Annotated in this window: 17 protein-coding genes; 9 read left to right on the forward strand and 8 right to left on the reverse strand. The window is 67.5% G+C overall.

What is annotated here, in order from left to right; translation table 11 throughout:
- Positions 1–83: 83 nt before the first annotated feature.
- The 3 genes from ACFC06_RS00425 to ACFC06_RS00435 form a co-directional block, all read right to left on the reverse strand.
- Positions 84–794: a response regulator transcription factor gene (locus ACFC06_RS00425; RefSeq protein WP_375935108.1), complete on the reverse strand. Its 711-nt coding sequence runs from the start codon at positions 792–794 to the stop codon at positions 84–86.
- 152 nt (positions 795–946) lie between these two features.
- Positions 947–1657 (reverse strand): hypothetical protein, encoded by a 711-nt coding sequence (locus tag ACFC06_RS00430; RefSeq protein WP_375925934.1) that lies wholly within the window; start codon positions 1655–1657, stop codon positions 947–949.
- 53 nt (positions 1658–1710) lie between these two features.
- Entirely contained in the window at positions 1711–2601 is an 891-nt protein-coding gene (locus ACFC06_RS00435) for a cutinase family protein (protein ID WP_375935111.1), read from the reverse strand.
- Between the two features lie 199 nt (positions 2602–2800).
- Here ACFC06_RS00435 and ACFC06_RS00440 point away from each other — a divergent pair, with 199 nt between their 5' ends.
- Positions 2801–3568: a response regulator transcription factor gene (locus ACFC06_RS00440; protein ID WP_375925937.1), complete on the forward strand. Its 768-nt coding sequence runs from the start codon at positions 2801–2803 to the stop codon at positions 3566–3568.
- Positions 3565–4890, forward strand: coding sequence for a sensor histidine kinase (locus tag ACFC06_RS00445; protein ID WP_375925939.1), 1326 nt, complete (start codon positions 3565–3567; stop codon positions 4888–4890). Before ACFC06_RS00440 ends, ACFC06_RS00445 begins: the two co-directional genes overlap by 4 nt.
- Here ACFC06_RS00445 and ACFC06_RS00450 read toward each other — a convergent pair.
- On the reverse strand, positions 4862–5473 hold the full coding sequence (locus tag ACFC06_RS00450; RefSeq protein ID WP_375925942.1) for a hypothetical protein: 612 nt from the start codon (positions 5471–5473) through the stop codon (positions 4862–4864). The two genes, ACFC06_RS00445 and ACFC06_RS00450, sit on opposite strands and share 29 nt — an antisense overlap.
- Before the next feature lie 186 nt (positions 5474–5659).
- Here ACFC06_RS00450 and ACFC06_RS00455 point away from each other — a divergent pair, with 186 nt between their 5' ends.
- From ACFC06_RS00455 to ACFC06_RS00470, 4 genes are all read left to right on the forward strand, one after another.
- Positions 5660–6763 (forward strand): sensor histidine kinase, encoded by a 1104-nt coding sequence (locus ACFC06_RS00455; protein ID WP_375925944.1) that lies wholly within the window; start codon positions 5660–5662, stop codon positions 6761–6763.
- 17 nt (positions 6764–6780) lie between these two features.
- Complete coding sequence (locus tag ACFC06_RS00460) at positions 6781–7398, forward strand: response regulator (protein WP_375925947.1); 618 nt, start codon at positions 6781–6783, stop codon at positions 7396–7398.
- Positions 7399–7518: 120 nt separating this feature from the next.
- Complete coding sequence (locus ACFC06_RS00465; protein ID WP_375925950.1) at positions 7519–9546, forward strand: nitrate- and nitrite sensing domain-containing protein; 2028 nt, start codon at positions 7519–7521, stop codon at positions 9544–9546.
- 147 nt (positions 9547–9693) lie between these two features.
- Complete coding sequence (locus ACFC06_RS00470) at positions 9694–11961, forward strand: molybdopterin-dependent oxidoreductase (protein ID WP_375925953.1); 2268 nt, start codon at positions 9694–9696, stop codon at positions 11959–11961.
- An 86-nt stretch (positions 11962–12047) separates the two neighbouring features.
- Here ACFC06_RS00470 and ACFC06_RS00475 read toward each other — a convergent pair whose 3' ends face one another.
- On the reverse strand, positions 12048–13268 hold the full coding sequence (locus ACFC06_RS00475; RefSeq protein ID WP_375925955.1) for an alpha/beta hydrolase family protein: 1221 nt from the start codon (positions 13266–13268) through the stop codon (positions 12048–12050).
- Between ACFC06_RS00475 and ACFC06_RS00480 the strand changes: the two genes are divergently transcribed.
- Positions 13255–13422, forward strand: a complete 168-nt coding sequence (locus ACFC06_RS00480) for a hypothetical protein (protein WP_375925958.1) — start codon at positions 13255–13257, stop codon at positions 13420–13422. The two genes, ACFC06_RS00475 and ACFC06_RS00480, sit on opposite strands and share 14 nt — an antisense overlap.
- Positions 13423–13437: 15 nt before the next feature.
- Here the strand turns inward: ACFC06_RS00480 and ACFC06_RS00485 are convergent, their stop codons facing one another.
- Positions 13438–13800 carry a hypothetical protein gene (locus tag ACFC06_RS00485; RefSeq protein ID WP_375925961.1) on the reverse strand — a complete coding sequence of 121 codons (363 nt, stop codon included), beginning with the start codon at positions 13798–13800 and terminating at the stop codon, positions 13438–13440.
- 159 nt (positions 13801–13959) lie between these two features.
- Between ACFC06_RS00485 and ACFC06_RS00490 the strand changes: the two genes are divergently transcribed.
- The gene (locus tag ACFC06_RS00490; RefSeq protein ID WP_375925964.1) at positions 13960–14376 is read left to right on the forward strand and encodes a hypothetical protein; all 417 of its coding nucleotides are present in this window, start codon (positions 13960–13962) and stop codon (positions 14374–14376) included.
- A 65-nt stretch (positions 14377–14441) separates the two neighbouring features.
- Here the strand turns inward: ACFC06_RS00490 and ACFC06_RS00495 are convergent, their stop codons facing one another.
- A complete protein-coding gene (locus ACFC06_RS00495) occupies positions 14442–15671 on the reverse strand; it encodes an amidohydrolase family protein (RefSeq protein WP_375925967.1) in 1230 nt (409 codons plus the stop codon).
- 558 nt (positions 15672–16229) lie between these two features.
- On the opposite strand from ACFC06_RS00495, the gene ACFC06_RS00500 reads away from it, so the two are divergent.
- Positions 16230–17720, forward strand: a complete 1491-nt coding sequence (locus ACFC06_RS00500; protein WP_375925970.1) for an MFS transporter — start codon at positions 16230–16232, stop codon at positions 17718–17720.
- A gap of 53 nt (positions 17721–17773) precedes the next feature.
- Here the strand turns inward: ACFC06_RS00500 and ACFC06_RS00505 are convergent, their stop codons facing one another.
- Positions 17774–17980 (reverse strand): hypothetical protein, encoded by a 207-nt coding sequence (locus ACFC06_RS00505; protein ID WP_375925973.1) that lies wholly within the window; start codon positions 17978–17980, stop codon positions 17774–17776.
- Positions 17981–18039 lie beyond the last annotated feature (59 nt).

Below are 18039 nucleotides of genomic sequence, written 5' to 3' on the forward strand. Positions count from 1 at the left end.
CTGGTCACCGGGCGGACGCCCAGCTCGAAATGGAGCCTACGGAGCGGATATGAAGGCTCCGCACCGCGAATTCTGAGACAAAATTAATTCATGTCGCTTCGGAGCACGTACCCCGTGCCGTGGATGGTGTGGATCAATCGCTCGTGATCGCCGAATTCCAGCTTCCGCCGGAGATGGGAGATGAATACCTCGACGACATTGCTCTTCGTCGGGAAGTCGTAGCCCCAGACGAGTTCGAGGAGTTGTTCGCGGCTCACGACCTGACCACGATGTTCGGCGAGTACCCGCAGAAGTTCGAATTCTCGGCGCGTCAGCGAGACCTGCGAACCGGAGATCGTCACCCGCCGTGACGATTCGTTGATCAGAAGTGGTCCGATTCCGACCATCGGCGTATGGGGCTGCCGCGGGCCGTGGGCGCGCCGGAGCACCGCCCGCAATCGGGCGGCGAGTTCGGCCAGGACGAACGGCTTCAGCAGGTAGTCGTCAGCGCCCGCCTCCAGTGCTTCGACCCGGTCGGTGAGGCGGGCGCGGGCGCTGAGAACGCAGATCGGCACGTCGCTGCCCAGCGCGCGGAGTGCGCGGATCACGCCCAGTCCGTCGAGATTCGGCATCTGCATGTCGAGGACCAGCGCCGAGGGCGGGCGGCTCCGGAACGCGCGGATCGCCTCGATGCCGTCGGTGGCTGTGCTCACGTCGAAACCGAGCAGCGTCAGTCCGCGCTCGAGGGATTCGCGAATGTGCTCGTCATCGTCGACGACGAGGACCGGGCCGTGTGGCTGGTACTCGACGGTCATCGGCGCGGCGAGTACCGGCACGGTCCCTCCCCGGTGGAATCAATACTGATGATTGGATCATATATGGCGACTCTGTCCGGGTCACAGCGAGGTGGGACCCGCGACGGGCGCCGGGCGCGCGGGATCCACCGCGCGCCCGGCGTCTCCGATCGCTATTTCGCCTGCTGCTCGCTCTGCACCGACGGCTGGTTGATCGTGGTGTAGTACTGGACCGCGGCGTAGATCGCCACGGGCGCGGCGATGAGCAGCTGTCCCGCCAGCACGCCGAGGAAACCACCGGCCGCCACACCCGCGATGCAGCCCTGCACCTCGGACGGGAGTCCGCTGAACATGGTCGCGAGCGCGCCGGTCAGTGTCGCGCCGGTCGCGCCGCCGATGACGCAACCGACCGCCGCGCCACCGATTCCGCCGACCATGGCGCCGATCGAGGCGCCGAGTCCGATCGTGCTCGTCATACGGGCCCAGGCGTCGCGCTCACGGTCGTAGTCGTTCTTCCAGGTGGCCTGATCCTCGTAGGGCAGGGAGACCGGCTCGTAGTGGGCCTTGTCCAGGGTGAACTGCGGGGTGAGCGTCGCGGTGCGGTCGCTGATCGTGGCGTCGATGGGGAAGACGAATTCGTCGACGCGGAACTTCAGTTCGGTGCCTGCGATGACCTTGCCGTCCGGGGCCTTCACCTTCAGGGCGCCGTCCTCCACGACCAGGGAGCCCGCGTCGATCTGGACGAGCGTGGAGGTGTCGGTCGTGGTCGCCGTGTAGTTCACGACGCCCAGGTCGGCGGCCGGGTCGGCGTAGGCCGTCCCGGTGCCGGTGGCCAGCGCGCCGATCAGTATCGCTGAGACGGCGGTGAGGTGCTTGATGCGCATTTCTGTTCCTTTTTCGTGGCGGAGATTTCCCGGGAGGGTCTGGGTGGGTCGGATCAGCCGAGAGCGGCCAGCCAGTCGTGCAGCCAGGTGACGGCGGTGTGCCTGCCGTCGACGGGGTAGCTGCCGTAGGACATGTGTGTTCCGGATCCGTAGAACAGCGCGAGCTGTCGCGCGCGTTCGTCGCGGGCCTGGTCGGTGAGCTCGCCCTGTTCGTCGGCGGATCGCAGGGCGGTCAGCATGTCCGCTGCTGTGCCGCGGTAGCGGGGCAGATCGTCGGGGTGCTCGGCGGAGACCCCGGCCAGGGCGCTCGCGATGGCGGTGACGAAGTCCTCGTCGTCGGTCGAGCAGTACAGATCGCCGACGGCGCAGATCGTGCGGACGCGCGCCGTGATCGAGCCGAACCCGTCGGGGCGTGGCCCTCGGACGCCGACGCCGCGGGCGGGCGGGCCGACCTGCGTATCGGTCTGCGACCGCTGGGGATCGGAGAGCAGGCCGACGGCGCGCACGCGATCCGGTGACACGACCCCGCCGCCCCTGCCGATCTCCGCGGCCAGATCACCGGCGGCGTCGGCACCCTGGCTGTAGCCGACCAGCGCGAAATCGGTGCCGGAGCAGCGGTCGGCGATGGTACGCATCATCTCGCGCGCGGTGTCGACGGCGACTCGCTGCGAGGCGCCGTAGACCTTGCCCTCCCAGGGGAAGGCCGTCGCGGGATAGTCGACATAGGTGACCTGTTGGCTCGCGGGGAGGCCGTCGGTGACGCCGGCGAGCATGCCGGGGCCCGGGGTGTGCCGGGATTGGCCGGTTTCCCAGGTGCCGGGGATCGCGATGACGGAAAGACCGGGGCAGCCCGGATCCGCGGCGGCGCTGCCCGCCACCGTGCCGGGCACGGTCGTGAGCGCGATGGCCGCACCGGCCGTCAACGCGATGGCCGCGGTGTGCATGGTCGTCCGCACCGGTCTGGCTCCGTTCGTCTCTGGGGGGTCGGCAGGAGCGTGACCGGCGTCATCGGCGGAACCGCGTCCTGGTGGTATAAAACGTCACAGATGATCATCTGATCAGTCAATCGTCGTCAGAGAACTCTCAAGCAATCGGTAAACCTCCGACAGGAAGCGTTTCGACCGGCAGAGGAAGTGAATTCAGGTGAACGCAGCAACCACGGCGCGACCGGTGCGGCCGCGCGCCGTGGACGCCAGTGAGGGTTCCGCCGCGCCGCGTGAGAGCGGGTTGGTGCTGGTCGTCGACGACGACGCCGACGTTCGTGAATCGCTGGAACGTGGTCTGCGTCTCAACGGCTTCGCGGTGTGTACCGCGGCCGACGGCGCGGCCGCGCTGGCGGCGACCCGCGAGCACACACCCGACGTGGTGGTGCTCGACATCGAGATGCCGGGACTGGACGGGTTGGCCTTCATCACCGCGCTGCGCGCACTCGGCAACGACGTGCCCGTCTGTGTGGTGAGCGCGCGCACGCGGGTATCGGACCGGATCGAAGGGCTCGAGCTGGGCGCCGACGACTATCTGACCAAGCCGTTCGACTTCGTCGAACTGACCGCGCGGTTGCGTGCGCTGCTGCGCCGCCGCGGCACCGGCTGGAGCGCCGCGCAGGAGTCGGTGGCCGTCGGGGTGTTGCGGGTCGAGTTCGCGGCGCGACGGGTGACGGTGCGTGGCCGCGAGATTCCGCTGACACGGCGGGAATTCGAGCTGATCAGCATCCTGGCCACCCACCACGGGGCGGTCGTGACCCGCGACCGGCTGCTGGAGACGGTGTGGGGATACGACTTCCGGCCGCAGACCAATGTCGTGGATGTCGTCGTCGGCCACATTCGCCGCAAACTCGAAGTCGACGGCGCGCCCCGCCTCCTGCACACGGTGCGCGCTGTCGGGTTCGTCCTGCGGGAGGAAGGGCTGTGAGGGGGAATCTCTCGCTGCGAACGCGGGTCGCGGTGGCGGCGGCGACGGGAACGACGCTCATCGTCGGCGCGCTCGCCGTCTTCCTGTTCGTCGCGATCGAGCGCAACAACATCAGGCACGTCGACGAGCAACTCGACATCATCACCGGCCTGGTCGAAGCGAATGTCGGTACCGCGCAACTGTTCATCGGCAGCGTGCGCGACGGCGGTTTCGCCGCGATCACCTTGCACCAGGACGGTGCCGTGCTCGCCAGCACGTCCACGCGGCTGCCGGAGCTGCCCGAAGGGCACCAGACCCTGGTGCTGGACGACGCCGGATACCGCGTCAAGACCATGATGGTGGACCAGTCGCCGATCGGCCCGCACCTCGTGTCCGTGGCCGCGCCGCTGTCCGCGGCGGAATCGGTGACCCGGGAGCAGCGCCGGCACGTCCTGCTCGCCGGGGCGGCGGCGATCGCGGTGGCATCCGGATTGGGCTGGCTCCTGGGCGGGCGGGCGATCCGGCCGCTCATCGACCTGACCCGCCGGATCGATGCCGGTGACGAATTGCCCGAGGCGAGAGGGCGGTTCCGTGTGCGGGAAGCCGATCGACTCGCGGCCTCGGTCCGGTCGATGCTCGCGCGGATCGACTCCGCGCAGCAGCGCACGATCTCGGCCCTCGAGACCGCGCGCACGTTCGCGAACACGGCCGCCCACGAGCTGCGAACCCCGCTCACCGCCATCCGTATGGACATCGAGATCGCGCGTGATGTCGAACTGGTGCCCGCCGAGCGCGCGCAGATCCTCGACGACGCGCTGCGCAAACACGGCCGGGTCGAATCGACGCTCGTGGCGCTGGAACTGCTCGCCGCCGGTGAACTGACATCGCGCCACATCAGTGAACCGGCCGACCTGGTCGAGCTGGCCTACTCGGCCGTCGCGGACGCGGCGCGGACCCATCCGGAACTCCACCTGGTCGTCGCCGGCGAGCAACGAGCCGACTGCCAGTGTTCCCCGGCCGGGATCCGCCTGATTCTCGACAACGCGATCACGAACGCGGTCCGCCACGGCCGCGCCACCCGCATCGAGATCTCCGTCCACCGAACCGGTGACGGATTCCTGCTGGCGGTCGACGACAACGGCACCGGGCTGCCCGAGAACGAACGCGACGTGGTGTTCGGCCGATTCCGCCGGGGCTCCGGCGCGGCCCGCGAAGGATCGGGCCTCGGCCTCGCCCTGGTCGCGCAGCAGGCCGAACTGCACGGCGGACGCGCGGAACTGATCACGAGCCCACTCGGCGGCCTACGGCTCGCCGTCACCCTCGCCTGCGCTCCGACCGGCTGAGCACGGTCGGGTGAACCGCCCGCTCACCCGTTGTCGTTGTGCGCCAGGTGTGGAAGGACAACCAGCAGAACACGACGCAGACGAGTACGTGCAGGGCGTTGATGGCGAGCGTGTCCTCCTGCGGCGCGAGGAAGGCGAAGGCGGGCAGCAGGAGGGTGAATCCGAGGGCGGGCAGGCGGCCGAGGCGTCCGTCACGGTAGAGCGCGATGCCGAACAGCGCGGCACCACCGATGAACGCGAATCCGGTGACCTTGAACGCGATCCCTGTAGTCCCGGCCAGCAGCTCTTGACGCGCGGTGAGGTCGAGGAAGACGAGGGCGAGGTTGAGGGTGTAGGCGACACCGGCGAACAGCGCGGTGCCCAGCGCGCACCACACGAACGCCACCCGGTCGAAGGTCGAATCCCGGGTACCGGCGAGCGCGTACGCCAGGACGGCGGGTACACCGAACGCGGTGCCGAAGCCGAGCACGACGCTGGTCGCGGTGATCTCGCCGGTGAACGCTTCGACGGCGCCGGGCGCGCCGATGGACAGGCCGAGGACGACGCCGCTGACCGCGCCGAATCGGATGAGGAAGTTGATCATGCATCGACGGTAGGAACGGAAGCCGGGGTTCCAGGAGTACCGAATTGCCAGGGCACCCATGACCATCGGCCAAACTTGCCGCACGGAACCACCGTGAGGACGGCGCGCTACGTAGCATCGGCGCTCGGAGGTGGTGCCATGAGGACCGCACGCGGGTCCGGGTCGCCAGTGGGCTGGGTCGTTTCGGTGACCTACACGGTGGTGTTCGCCGGTGGGCTGGTGCAGGCGGCCGTCGATCGGCGTGGGCCGTGGGCATTGCTGGTGACGTTCGGGGTGCTCGCCGCTGTCGAGGTCTTCGCGCATCGGTTCGAGGTGCGGCCTGTCGTCTTGCTGCTGGCACGGGTCGCGGCCTTCGCGTTGATCGCAGTAGCGGAGCCGTCAGGTCTGTGGCGCGCGCTGCTGATTCTGGTGCCGTTCACCGCGTGGTTCGCGCTGGGGCGGACGGTGGCCGTGATGCTGGCCGCTGGCACTTTCGGAATGATCTTGGTGGCGTTGACAATTCAGGATGTCCGCTGGTTCGCCGACGCTGAACAACTCGGCGATCTGCTGATGTTCCTGCTCGGCGAAGTGATCGCGCTGGCCATGGCCGCGGTCGCGGTGCGGGAACGAGAGGTGCGCAGGCGACTACAGGACACGATGGCCGAACTGCGGGAGCACGCGGCCACGATCGCGGAGCTGTCCACCGTGCGGGAACGCAACCGGCTGGCGCGGGAGATGCACGACTCGCTCGGTCACCACTTGACGGCGATCGGGGTCCAGATCCAGAAGGCGCAGGCGTACCGCGATCGCGATCCGGTGACCGCCGACCGTGCCCTGGCGGATGCGCGGTGGTCCGCGGACCGCGCGCTGGCGGAGGCGCGCGATTCGGTGCGCACCCTGCGCGCCGACGATGCGCCGTTCTCACTGGTCACGTCCTTGCGGGAACTGGTGCGGCGAGCCGGTGGCGACTCGCTTGCCGTCGAGTTCACAGTGTCGGGGGAGGAGCGCCTGCTCACTTCGGAGGTGCGGACCGCGTTGTACCGGGCGGCGCAGGAGGGCTTGACCAACGTCCGGCGGCACGCTTCGGCGAGGCGGGCCTGCGTCCGGTTGAGCCTGGACGGTCCATCAGTGGAGGTGGAGGTCACCGACGACGGCGTCGGGATCCGTTCGGGCGGAGAGGGATTCGGATTGACCGGGCTCCGGGAGCGCTGCGCGCTGCTGGGCGGTGAGCTGGACGTGTCGCGCGGGGCCGCCGGTCACGGCACGATCTTGCGGATGACACTGCCGGCCACCGAGATGGCGCCCGCGTGAGCGATATCCGTGTGTTGGTGGTCGACGACCAGGACCTCGTCCGCGACGGCATCGCGTCGCTGCTGGATCTCCAGGACGGCCTGACGGTCGTCGGGACCGCCGCGGACGGCCTCGAAGCCGTCGAAGCGGTCACGAAGCTCGCGCCGGACGTCGTGCTGATGGATGTCCGGATGCCGCGCCTCGACGGCGTCGAAGCCCTGCGACGACTGCGCGCCGCCGGGTCGGGCTGCCGGGTCGTCATGCTGACCACCTTCGACGACGACGAATACGTCATCGCCGCCCTGCGCTCGGGAGCCGATGGCTACCTGCTCAAGAACCTGCCGATCGAGGACCTGCGGGCGGCGGTGCGGATGGCCTACGCGGGCGTGACCCAGCTCGACGGCCGCGTCACGCGCGGTCTGTCGACCGCCCTGCGACCGGCACCCGGCACGGCCCGCCGGGACCTCGATCTCACCCCGCGAGAGGTCGACATCGTACGGCTGATCGCGACCGGAGCGTCCAACCGCGAAATCGCCGCAAACCTGTTCGTCAGCGAAGGCACCGTCAAGAACCACATCTCGCGCGTTCTCTCCCGCTGGTCGCTCCGCGATCGCACCCAGCTCGCCTTGGCGGCACGCGAATACGGCATCGTGTGACCCGAACCGACCAATTGGTCGGTCGTCTAGATCCAGGTCACAGGCGTGACACTCTCGTGACGCCACTTGACTGATGTTTGCATCGCATGTGATTCTCTCATCAACTGATGAGAGTGGGCAATGGAAGACCAGCTTCGGACACACACTCCGATCCGCCACGACCCGCCCGTGCGCCGGGCCGAATCGAAACGGCTGACCGGAATTCGCGCACGGGTGATGGCCATCGTGCTCATCCCGAGCATCGTGTTCGCTACCGCGGTGATCGCGGTGGGCGTGCGCCTCGTCGAGGAGAACCGGCAGAACCGGGCGTGGGCCGACCTCATCCTCCGGGTGGCGCCGCATGCGGTGGACTTCAGCGAGGCCATGCTGCAGGAGCGTCGATTCGCGATGGTTCGGGTCGCGCACCCCGAACGCGGCTCCGACGAGCTCGACGCCCAGCGCCTTCGCGTAGACGCCGCCGGGACGGCACTGCTGGAGGCCGCGTCGTCACTCGGCGAACTCACCACCGGAGCGTTCGACGAATCCGCGCACCAGCTGCGTGACACGATCCGCCGACTCGGCGCCGTGCGCGCGCGTACCGACAGCGGGACCTCGACGGTCGACGAGGTGTACCAGGCGTACAGCCTGCTCGCCGCGACCGGGGGAATCGCGGTCGCGGCGTTGGTCCCCAGAGCTCCCGACGTGGACAGCGCCATCGCTTTGACCACGACCGCGACATTGTTGCGCACGGCCGACAGCATCTCCGCGGTGCACGCACTCGTCGCGGCCGCCGACGCCGAGACGGCATTCGACCAGGCCGCCCTGCAAGCGTTCGCCACCAGGGTCGGCGCCTACCACGCCGACCTGGACGCACTGGCTCACAAGGACGATCCCGTCATCCGGCAGCGGCTCGTGCAACTGACCTCCAGCCCGCAGTGGCGACAACTGGTCGAGTTCGAGAACGCCGTGGTGACCAGAGGCGCGGCCGACCCCGCGGACCTCGACGACCCCGCCGGACCGCCGCCCACCGATTCCGCGGCGGCACAGCAGACCCTGGGGCTGATGGTGAACGGCCTGTTGACGCTGTGGCGCACCAACTTCGCCGGTGTCCAACAGCGAGCCACCGACATCGCCGACAACGCCGTGCGCACCTCCGCGCTGACCGTGCTCGCGGCGCTGATCATCGCCGCCGTGACCTTCGTTCTGACCTCCTGGTTGGCGCGCGGACTCGTTCGACGACTCCGACGCCTTCGACTGCACACGCTGGCCGTCGCGGACACCGAGCTGCCCGCGATCATGGCCCGGATCAACGCGGGTGAGACGATCGATCTGACCTCGGCGCTGCCTCCGTCCGACTTCGGCAACGATGAGATCGGACAGTTGGCAGAGGCTTTCGACACCGCGCAGCGCGCGGCGGTGTCCGCGGCGATGGCCGAAGCCCGCACCCGCGGCGCGGTCAACGCGATCTTCCTGAACCTCGCACACCGCAGCCAAGCCATGGCGGCCCGCCAGCTGGAAGTCCTCGATGCCGCGGAAGCGCACGAGGAAGACCCGGACAAGATGGAGCTGCTGTTCACACTCGACCATCTGGCCACCCGCGAACGCCGCAACGCCGAGAATCTGATCATCCTCGGCGGTGAACGTCCGGGACGGCAATGGCGATACCCGGTGCCGCTCGGCGACGTCGTGCAGGGGGCGATCACCGAGTCCAGGGACTACACGCGCGTGAGCGTCAACCGTTTCCCCGATGTCTCGGTCAACGGCGCCGTCGTCGCCGACATCATCCACCTGCTGGCCGAGCTGGTCGAGAACGCCACCCACTTCTCATCCACGACCGCACCCGTCACGGTCTCGGGCGGGCTTGTCAAGGGCGGCGCCGTCGTCGAGGTCGCCGACCGGGGGCGGGGACTGTCCCGGCAGGAACTACACCGGATCAATCGAATCCTCGACAGCGCACCGGATTTCGGCATCATGCACCTCTCCAGCGACGCGCGCATGGGATTGATCGTGGTCTCGATCCTCGCCGGCCGCAACGAGATCAAGGTCCGACTCACCGAGTCGGACCACGGCGGCGTCAAAGCGATCGTGTTCTTACCTCTCACCTTGCTCGACCAACGATCACCTTCGGAGCCCGTCGGCGCCGGTGGTGCACGCCCGCTGCTCCGATAGGCAGCACAGGCGCGCCCGACCGCACTACAGCTCCGTCCGTACTTCTGACACCGAACGCTATTTGCTATGTTCTATTGCATAGAGCCTATACGCTGTGGTTCGCAATCGATATGAGCTCGATTCGGGAATCTGCTTGAGGAGCGATGTATGTCCGGTGTCACCGTCAACGTCGAGAGCGCGGCGGAATGGAAGCCGAGTGCTTGCATTCTGTGCGAGTGCAACTGCGGGATCGACGTGCTGGTAGACCCGGACACCCGCCGTTTCACGAAGATCCGTGGCGACAAGGCTCATCCGACCTCGGCGGGCTACACCTGCAACAAGGCTCTGCGCCTGGACGCCTATCAGAACGGCCGCAACGAGCGGCTCACGAGGCCGCTTCGACGCCGCGAAGACGGTACCTTCGAGGAGATCGATTGGGAGACCGCCCTGACCGAGGTCGCCGCGCGTCTCGGGCAGGTGCGTGAGGAGCACGGCGGCGAATCGATCTTCTACTACGGGGGCGGTGGCCAGGGCAATCACCTCGGCGGGGCCTACGCGCCCGCGACGTTGGCGGCCTTCGGTGTGCGCTACCGCTCCAACTCACTGGCTCAGGAGAAGACGGGCGAGTTCTGGGTCAACGCGAGGATGCTCGGGCGCCCGCACCGCTCCGACTTCCACCACTGCGAGGTCGCGGTCTTCGTCGGCAAGAACCCCTACCAGTCCCACGGATTCCCCCGTGCCCGGACGACTCTCAAGGAGATCGCGAAGGACCCGGCGCGGGCGATGATCGTGATCGACCCGGTGCGCACCGAGACAGCCGAGCTCGCCGAGTTCCATCTGCAGTTGCGCCCGGGCACCGACCTCGAGTTGGTGACGGCGATGGTGGCGGTGCTGGTACAGGAAGATCTGATCGACCACGCCTGGCTGGCCGAGCACACCAACGGCCTCGAAACGATCGCCGCAGTGATGCGCGACGTGTCCATCGCGGACCACTGCGCGATCGCCGACGTGCCGGAGGACCTGGTGCGCGCCGCCGCTCGCCGCATCGCCGCGGCCGAGTCGGTGGCAGTGCTCGAGGACCTCGGCGTCCAGATGGGCCGCAACTCCACCGCCGTGAGCTATGTGGAGAAGTTGCTGTGGCTGCTCACCGGAAACTTCGCCAAGCGCGGCACCCAGTTCGTTTTCTCCGGGCTCGCGCCGATCGCCCGTGATCGCGGGCTGCCGTTCGATCAGTTGCCGCGTACCCCGGTCAGTGGGGCGGCGATCGTGAGCGGACTGTTCCCCTGCAATTCGGTCCCCGACGAGATCCTGACCGACCATCCTGAGCGTTTTCGTGCCGCGATCGTCGAGAGCAGCAACCCTGTGCACTCGCTGGCCGACAGTCAGCGGATGACCGAGGCATTCCAGGCGCTCGAGTTCGTGGTGGTCATCGACATCGCGATGACCGAGACCGCGCGCGAGGCCGATTACGTGCTCCCGCCACCCACCCAGTTCGAGAAGTACGAAGCGACCTTCTTCGACTTCGAATTCCCGCGCAATCTGTTCCACCTGCGCCGCCCGTTGCTGGACCCTCCCTCCGGTCAGCTCACCGAGCCCGAAATCCACGCCAGGTTGTGTGAGCTGTCCGGTGCCGTGGGAGAGGCCGACTACGCACCGCTGCGCGAGGCATTGGGACATGGCCGGGAAGCCTTCGCCGCCGCGATGATGGGGGTACTCGGCGACCGCCGCCTGGCCAAGCTGGCCCCGGTCCTGCTCTACCGCACATTGGGGCCGACACTCCCGCACGGTGCCGCGGCCGCCGCCGTGTTGTGGGGGGCCTCGCTGTTCTGCGCGATGGAGAACCCCGCCGGCGTGGCGCGGGCCGGTCACGGCGAGGGGCTGATGGCAGGCGACCGGCTGTTCGAGGCGATTCTGGACAACCCGCGCGGAGTGGTCATCACCGATGACGAAGATGACGCGTCCTGGCAGAGGCTGGGGGGTCGGCGGATCGAACTCGACGTGCCGGAACTGCTCGATGTGGTACGCGGGCTCGCCGACGGACGAGCACAGGCCGGCGACCCCGACTACCCCCTGGTGCTCTCGGCCGGTGAGCGCCGCGCCTTCACCGCCAACACGATCTTCCGTGACCCGACCTGGCGCAAACGCGATCCCCAAGGCGCGTTGCGGTTGTCCCAGGCCGACGCCGCCGCCCTGTCGTTGGTGACCGGCGACCAAGCGCGCGTGATCACCCGGCGTGGTGCGGCGCAAGCGCCGGTCGAGGTGGTGGACACGATGCGCCGAGGCCACGTCTCCCTACCCAACGGCATGGGACTGCTCACGGCGGACGGTGACCAGGTCGGCGTCCGCCTGAACAACCTGACCGCCTCCGAAGACCGCGACGAGTTCTTCGGCACCCCGTGGCACAAGTACGTCCCGGCGCGGGTGGAAAAGGTTTGACGCGTCGCACGCGATCGCCACGTCCTTGCGCCGATTCGACCAGGCGGACGTGCGCGGAAGCAGAACCCGAACGCGTGCTCACACCGTCAGTTCTGATAGTGGACGGCGGCGACGACTCCGGTGGCAGGGGCCCGAAGAACATCCACCGCAGTGTCGTCGTCTTTCAGATACCGATCGAAGAAGGCTGCCGAATACCGCATGTATACGGCGGATTTGCCCGCGAAATCAGCTTTGTCCCAGGGGAGTTGAACGCTACTGAAGTAGGGGTTCAACGCTGCTACGTCCGTCACGAGGAAATGGTCGGTATCGGCGATCTCGACGAAGTACTTCGGCCCCTGTGCCGCTTCGTGCACCTGCCACTGTGGTGACCGGGACGCTTCCAGATACGGATCGGCTCCGGTGAGGAACATCATCGGGATGCGGATGTTCGCTGCCGCCTCGCGGATGTACGGGTCGGCGACGAATACCGGAGACGCGAGCGGAACGATCGCCTTGATGCGCGGATCCCGCAGCGTCGCGGGATCGGTCATGGCCTGAGCCGCCGGCATCGCACACGGGTCGACGCGGACGATCGGTGCGTTCTGCCAATCGGCGGCCTCGCTGCTGATCGGATGATCGCACGGGATCGTCATCCCGCCTGCGAGCAGGGTGTAGGCGGCGCCGAGTGAATGGCCGCTCATGCCGATTCTGTCCGGGTCGATCAATCCGCTCAGCGCTTCGGTGGAGTCGTCGTTGCGGCGCAGTGTCTCGTCGAGGGCGGCGCGAATCTGCTGAGGGCGGTAGGTCATCCCGAATTGGGTCTGCCTGAACCAGTCACTGAACAGGGAGAACACCGAGTCGCTGGAATTCTGTTCCGCGATGGCCCGCAGACCCGCCGGCAGGTCGGGAAGCCGCAGGCCGGGTACCACGTCGTCGGCGTCGTCGTGGTCGATACCAACGACGACATAGCCGTGACTGGCCAAGTTCTGGGCGTAGAAGTAGTAGCCGTCACCGGGAGCCCCGAGACCGGGCGAGAACATGATCAGTGGATACGGTCCGCCCGCGCGATCGGCAGTGGCGTTCTGCACCGCGGTCCCGGTGATGCCGCCCGGGGTGACATACGGCGGAGCGGGATCGGCGACGGCCGGGTACCAGGTGGTCAGTCTCAATCGCCGCCCGGCGGAGGTGTAGGAGGACACCTGCACCCCGACAGCATGGGTGCCGAGCGGGTCGGAGGTCCGGGCGGGGACAGGTGGTGGTGGTATCGGCAATGCTGTCGCGAGCCCGGCTTGCGAATCGGTCATGGCTGCCACGATGCTGACGATCACGGCGGTGAATATGGCAGCGAGTTGTCGTCGCGGGCGCGACACCATTGTCGAGCGCTTCATTTCGAGCTCCGTTGTGGATACTGAGATGATTATCAGTAATGCTCTGGACATCATCTCAGACAGTTCTATCGACTGTGCAGAAATTCATCAATGACCCGAGGTCCGAAGTTCAGCCTCCGGACGCGTGCAGGCCGGCCGCATCGGCGTTACGGGAAACCTGGCGCAGGAGGTCCGCGAGGGTCCGGCGCTGCTGCTCGTGACCCGATGTCGCCGCCAAGGTGTCGCTGTTCGGCGCGCTGGTTCTCGCCTTCGTCGCCGGCGCGGTGAGGTCGGTGGCGCGCTCGTCGGCGGCCTGCTGATCGCCGCTGACTTCGGCTACTGGGCCGCCGCCCTCGTCGTCGCCCTGCAGGCGCTCGCCGAACTCATGGCCACCCGCAGCTACGCCCTCACCTCGCCGGCGGTCAACCCCATGGCCCTGCTCATGGTCGGCCTCGGCGCACATCACCCCCGAAATCGGCGTCAGCCGCATCATGGACACTCTCATCGGCGTCGCGATGGGCGTCCTCATCGCGGCACTGACCATCAGCCACGCGGACGGGTCCGACCTACGCCGTCATCGTGATAGCTCAGAGGTTGCGGTACTCTCTATCTGCAGCATGTCGCTAGGATGTCCGCGCTCGAGGATAGAGGAGTGCTTGCCATGGCGAACGACGCAGCTTCCGAGGGCGCCGGTGAACGATCTCCGCGCGCTGTGCGGATAACCCGGTTGGTCGCGGGTGCGAGGCTCGTGCTCGGTGCGGCGCTGCTCATCGCCCTCCTCGCCGGATTCTCACCGGGCACCGGCGTGGCAGTGGCCATCCTGATCGTTCTGGGCATCGAGTTCGTCGTGCACGGATTGATCGGCTTGATGCTCGCGAAATCCCCCCGGAATTCGATTGCGCTCGTTTCCATCGCCGTCGACTCGCTCATTGTCGTCGCCGGACTCACCGCACTGTTGCTGGCCTGGGAGCGGCTGAGTGTTGCGGGTGCCTGGGTCCTCATCGGCGGTATCGCCTTCGCTGTGCTCGCCGCCATCGTGCTGGCGGTGGTTCGTACGGAAACCGGGTAGTTTCGCCACGTATCGGAGGCGGCCGGGTGTGAGTGCCTTCCACGCCCGGCCGCGGCCACCGTGGGTCAGCGTGTATTGATTGCCGCCGCGAGCCGGGGGAGCTGGCGGAGCGGGGCGTGGTGTTCGACCTCCATACGCTGGTCGGCGTCGAAGATGTCGCTGAGGCCCGGTGCCGGATCGTGCGTGCCGGTTTGCGGCAATGTGGTCGCGCTGAAGGGCCAGTCGGAGCCGAAGACGATGTGGTCTCGGCTGGTCACCGCGGTGACTGCCGACATCGCCGCGTTCGACGCGCTGAGCGCGGTGTCGTAGAAGAACCGCGAAATCTGTGTTTTGGTGTCGAGCAGGGACGGCTTGCCCAGGCCCTCCGGCCAGTTCTTGCCGATCGCGGTCTCCGAGGCGACGCCCACTCGCCAGGAAAGAAACGGCAGGGTGCCGCCGGCGTGGGAGAGCTGGAAGCGGATATTGGAATATCGCTGGGTGACGCCGGTCAGCATCATCATCGTGGCCGCGCGGGTGGTGTCGAAGGTGAACTCTTCGAGGAAGTCGGGCAGGGGCAGGTTCGGCTTGGCGTCGTCCGGGATCGCGGCGGGATGGACGAAGACGTAGGCCTTCCGGTCGTTCAGGGCGATCATCAGCGGTTCGAAGGCGGGATCGCCCAAGTACACGCCGTTATAGGCCGACAGCAGGATGATGCCGTCCGCGTGCAGGACGTCGAGGGCGTAGATCGCTTCGGCCACCGACGCGGCGATGTCGGGCATCGGAAGCACGGCGAACGAGCCGAACCGGGTGGGGTGCTGCTTGGTCAGACCCGCGACGTAGTCGTTGCAGTAGCGGGCCATGTCGTTGGCTTCCTTGCCCGGCGGCAGGAACCCGACTCCAGGATCGGAGACCGACAGGGCCTGCGCCTGGATGCCGTAGTAGTCCATGAATTCGAGCGCGGATTCGGGGGACCATTCCGGTGTCGGATAGCCGCCGATGGTGAAATGTCCGTGCGAGAGCAACGACGCGCGATAGTCCGGCGGCAACACGTGTGAGTGCAGGTCGATGCGATAGGTTTCGCTCGGTGCGTCCTGCTGCGCACGGGCGGTTCCCGCCGCGCCGAACCTTGCCGAGCCGCCGCCCAGGGGCAGGGCGGTCGCGGCGGCTACTCCGAGGGTGCCTGCGACGGCACCGCCCAGCATGCGACGTCGGCTGAGGCCGGCCTTCGGCGGTGCATCGGATTCGTTCATGAAAGTCCTTCCGCTCGGTTGGTTCAGCTGGACGGATCTCGTGTGGCGAGGTGTTGTCCCCGTCATCGGGCGGTGCCGCATGCGATGTCGGCTCGATCGAGCCGATCGAGCGCATCCGCCCCATTGCTGACGAAACTGTCAGGTCGGATCGGGCCATCACTGAACTGTGATCTGAGTCATGGTCGGTCTGCCCGGCGGACGATACAGCCTGTCCAGCGGGCCGGGTGCTTCGGGGCTGTCGAACTATTCGCGCAATATCGACGTTCTGGCGCACCTGACCAGACCTAGGCGACCACCGACGAAGCTTGTTGCCGCGCTCACGAGTCCGCCCCGAGGAACGACGCGGTCAACGTATCGAACAGGTCGGCACACTCCCACTGCACCCAGTGACCGATGCATCGGGGTCGAGAGTCGCCTGGTAGCGCTCCTCGATCACGTCGTCGGGATCGGCGCGTCGACGGCTCGCGGAATACGCCGATCGCCCGGAGTCGATAACGTGAAAGTCTCAGCACGATACGGCGGTCAGGAGGAACGATGGCTCACGAACCAGGCTCGTCACCAGCGGAGTCCGCGCCCGGAGGCAACGCGGTCGGGCGAATCGGGACGGCGGGCGTCCTCCTCGCGATGTGCACCTGTTTGGTGCTCGTCGTCGCCTCGGTGTCGGCGCTCAACCTCGCGATGCCGGATCTGGCCATCGACCTCTCGGCGTCGACGACATCGTTGACCTGGATCGCGGACGCGTACACCGTCGCCCTGGCGGCCCTCGTCCTGCCGATCGGTGCCCTCGGTGACCGGTTCGGTCGCCGAGATGTCCTGATCATCGGAACTGTCGTTTTCGCGATCGGGTCGATCGCCGCTGCCTCGGTACACACGACCGAACTCCTCATCGGATGGCGCGCCGTGATGGGCGTCGGTGCCGCGATGATCATGCCCGGAACGCTCTCGACGATCACTGCGGCCTTCCCTCCGGAACACCGCGATCGGGGTGTCGCGGTGTGGTCGGGATTCGCGGCCGCGGGCGCGATCATCGGCCTGCTCGGCGCGGGGCTCCTGCTCGAACAGTGGAGTTGGCGCTCGATCTTCGTCACCAGTGCTGTCGTCGCGGTGCTCGGTGGACTGCTGGCGCTGGTCCTGGCCCCGAACACCAAAGACGAGGAGCGGCATCCGCTCGACCACTTCGGGGCGTGGACGAGTGCGGTGGCTGTCGGTGCTCTCGTATACGGGATCATCGAGGGCAGTGAGGTCGGATGGACCAGCTGGCGCGTCATCGCGAGCTTCGCGGTGTCGGCGGTCGCGTTGGCCCTGTACGCGGTGTTGGGCTTGCGCAACAAGCACCCGCTGCTCGACCCCCGGCTGTTCGGTATCCCCGGATTCCGCGCCGGGGCGGTCACGATCCTGGTCCAGTTCATGGCTGTTTTCGGGTTCTTCTTCGTCGGACTGCAGTACCTGCAGCTGATCCTGGGATACAGCCCGCTGAAGAGTGCTCTGGCGCTGGTGCCGATCGCGGTGGTGGTATTGCCGACCAGTGTCCTCACCCCGCGGTTGACGCGGATGGTCGGGATCAAGGTGGTGATGGGGGTCGGACTGTTGTTGCTGGCCGCCGGGATGCTCGCGTTGTCGTTCCTGGAGGTCGACTCCGGCTACCTCCCGTTCTTCGGTGGCCTGATCGTCAGCGGGCTCGGTGTCGGCCTCACGAGTACGGTCGGTACCGCGGTCATCGTCGGATCGTTGCGGATCGAGCAGCAGGGCGTGGCCTCGGCGATGAACGACGCGACCCGCGAAGTCGGCTCGGCGGTCGGCATCGCGCTGATGGGGTCGGTCTTCGCGAGCCACTATGCCTCGGCGCTGCCTGCCATCGATCAGCTGCCGCCCGAGGCCGCCCATGCGGTGGAGTCCTCGGCGCCGGCTGGCATCCACGTCGCCGGGCTGATCGGTCCGCAGGGGCCGGCGCTGGCCGAGGCCGTGAAATCGGCATTCATCAACGGGCTCAGCGCATCGCTCATCGCGGTCGGCGTCATCGTCGCCGTCGCCGGAGTCGGTGCGCTGTTGTTCGCGCCGCACCGGCAGACCCAACCCGACGGGCCGACCTCCGACGACACATCGAACGATTCGTAAAGAGAACAGCCGGGCGCGGATCTTTCCGCACCCGGCCGTAGCCGTCGGTGTGGTCAGCGGGCGTTGATCGCCGCGGCCGGTCTGGGGAGTTGGCGGAGCGGAGCGTGGTCGACTTCCATGCGCTGGTCGGCGTCGAAGGTATCGCTGGGGCCCGGTGCGGGATCGCGTGTTCCGGTCTGTGTTTCCGTACCCGGGGGCAGGAATCCGACTCCGGGATCGGAGACCCGCAGGGCCTGCGCTTGGATGCCGTAGTAGTCCATGAACTGATGAAACTGTCAGGTTGGATCAGGTCATCACTGAACTGTGCTCTGAGTCATGG

The organism is Nocardia sp. NPDC056064, from assembly GCF_042266925.1.
Taxonomy (GTDB): Bacteria; Actinomycetota; Actinomycetes; order Mycobacteriales; family Mycobacteriaceae; genus Nocardia.

Bases quoted from the DNA above. Each gene is read 5' to 3' on its own strand.
- ACFC06_RS00450 (WP_375925942.1), bottom strand. From the start codon at position 5,473: ATGATCAACTTCCTCATCCGATTCGGCGCGGTCAGCGGCGTCGTCCTC.
- ACFC06_RS00495 (WP_375925967.1), bottom strand. From the start codon at position 15,671: ATGACGGGGACAACACCTCGCCACACGAGATCCGTCCAGCTGAACCAA.
- ACFC06_RS00425 (WP_375935108.1), bottom strand. From the start codon at position 794: ATGACCGTCGAGTACCAGCCACACGGCCCGGTCCTCGTCGTCGACGAT.
- ACFC06_RS00430 (WP_375925934.1), bottom strand. From the start codon at position 1,657: ATGCGCATCAAGCACCTCACCGCCGTCTCAGCGATACTGATCGGCGCG.
- ACFC06_RS00485 (WP_375925961.1), bottom strand. From the start codon at position 13,800: ATGATGCGGCTGACGCCGATTTCGGGGGTGATGTGCGCCGAGGCCGAC.
- ACFC06_RS00480 (WP_375925958.1), top strand. From the start codon at position 13,255: ATGCTGACGATCACGGCGGTGAATATGGCAGCGAGTTGTCGTCGCGGG.
- ACFC06_RS00500 (WP_375925970.1), top strand. From the start codon at position 16,230: ATGTGCACCTGTTTGGTGCTCGTCGTCGCCTCGGTGTCGGCGCTCAAC.
- ACFC06_RS00465 (WP_375925950.1), top strand. From the start codon at position 7,519: ATGGAAGACCAGCTTCGGACACACACTCCGATCCGCCACGACCCGCCC.
- ACFC06_RS00505 (WP_375925973.1), bottom strand. From the start codon at position 17,980: ATGGACTACTACGGCATCCAAGCGCAGGCCCTGCGGGTCTCCGATCCC.
- ACFC06_RS00435 (WP_375935111.1), bottom strand. From the start codon at position 2,601: ATGCACACCGCGGCCATCGCGTTGACGGCCGGTGCGGCCATCGCGCTC.
- ACFC06_RS00470 (WP_375925953.1), top strand. From the start codon at position 9,694: ATGTCCGGTGTCACCGTCAACGTCGAGAGCGCGGCGGAATGGAAGCCG.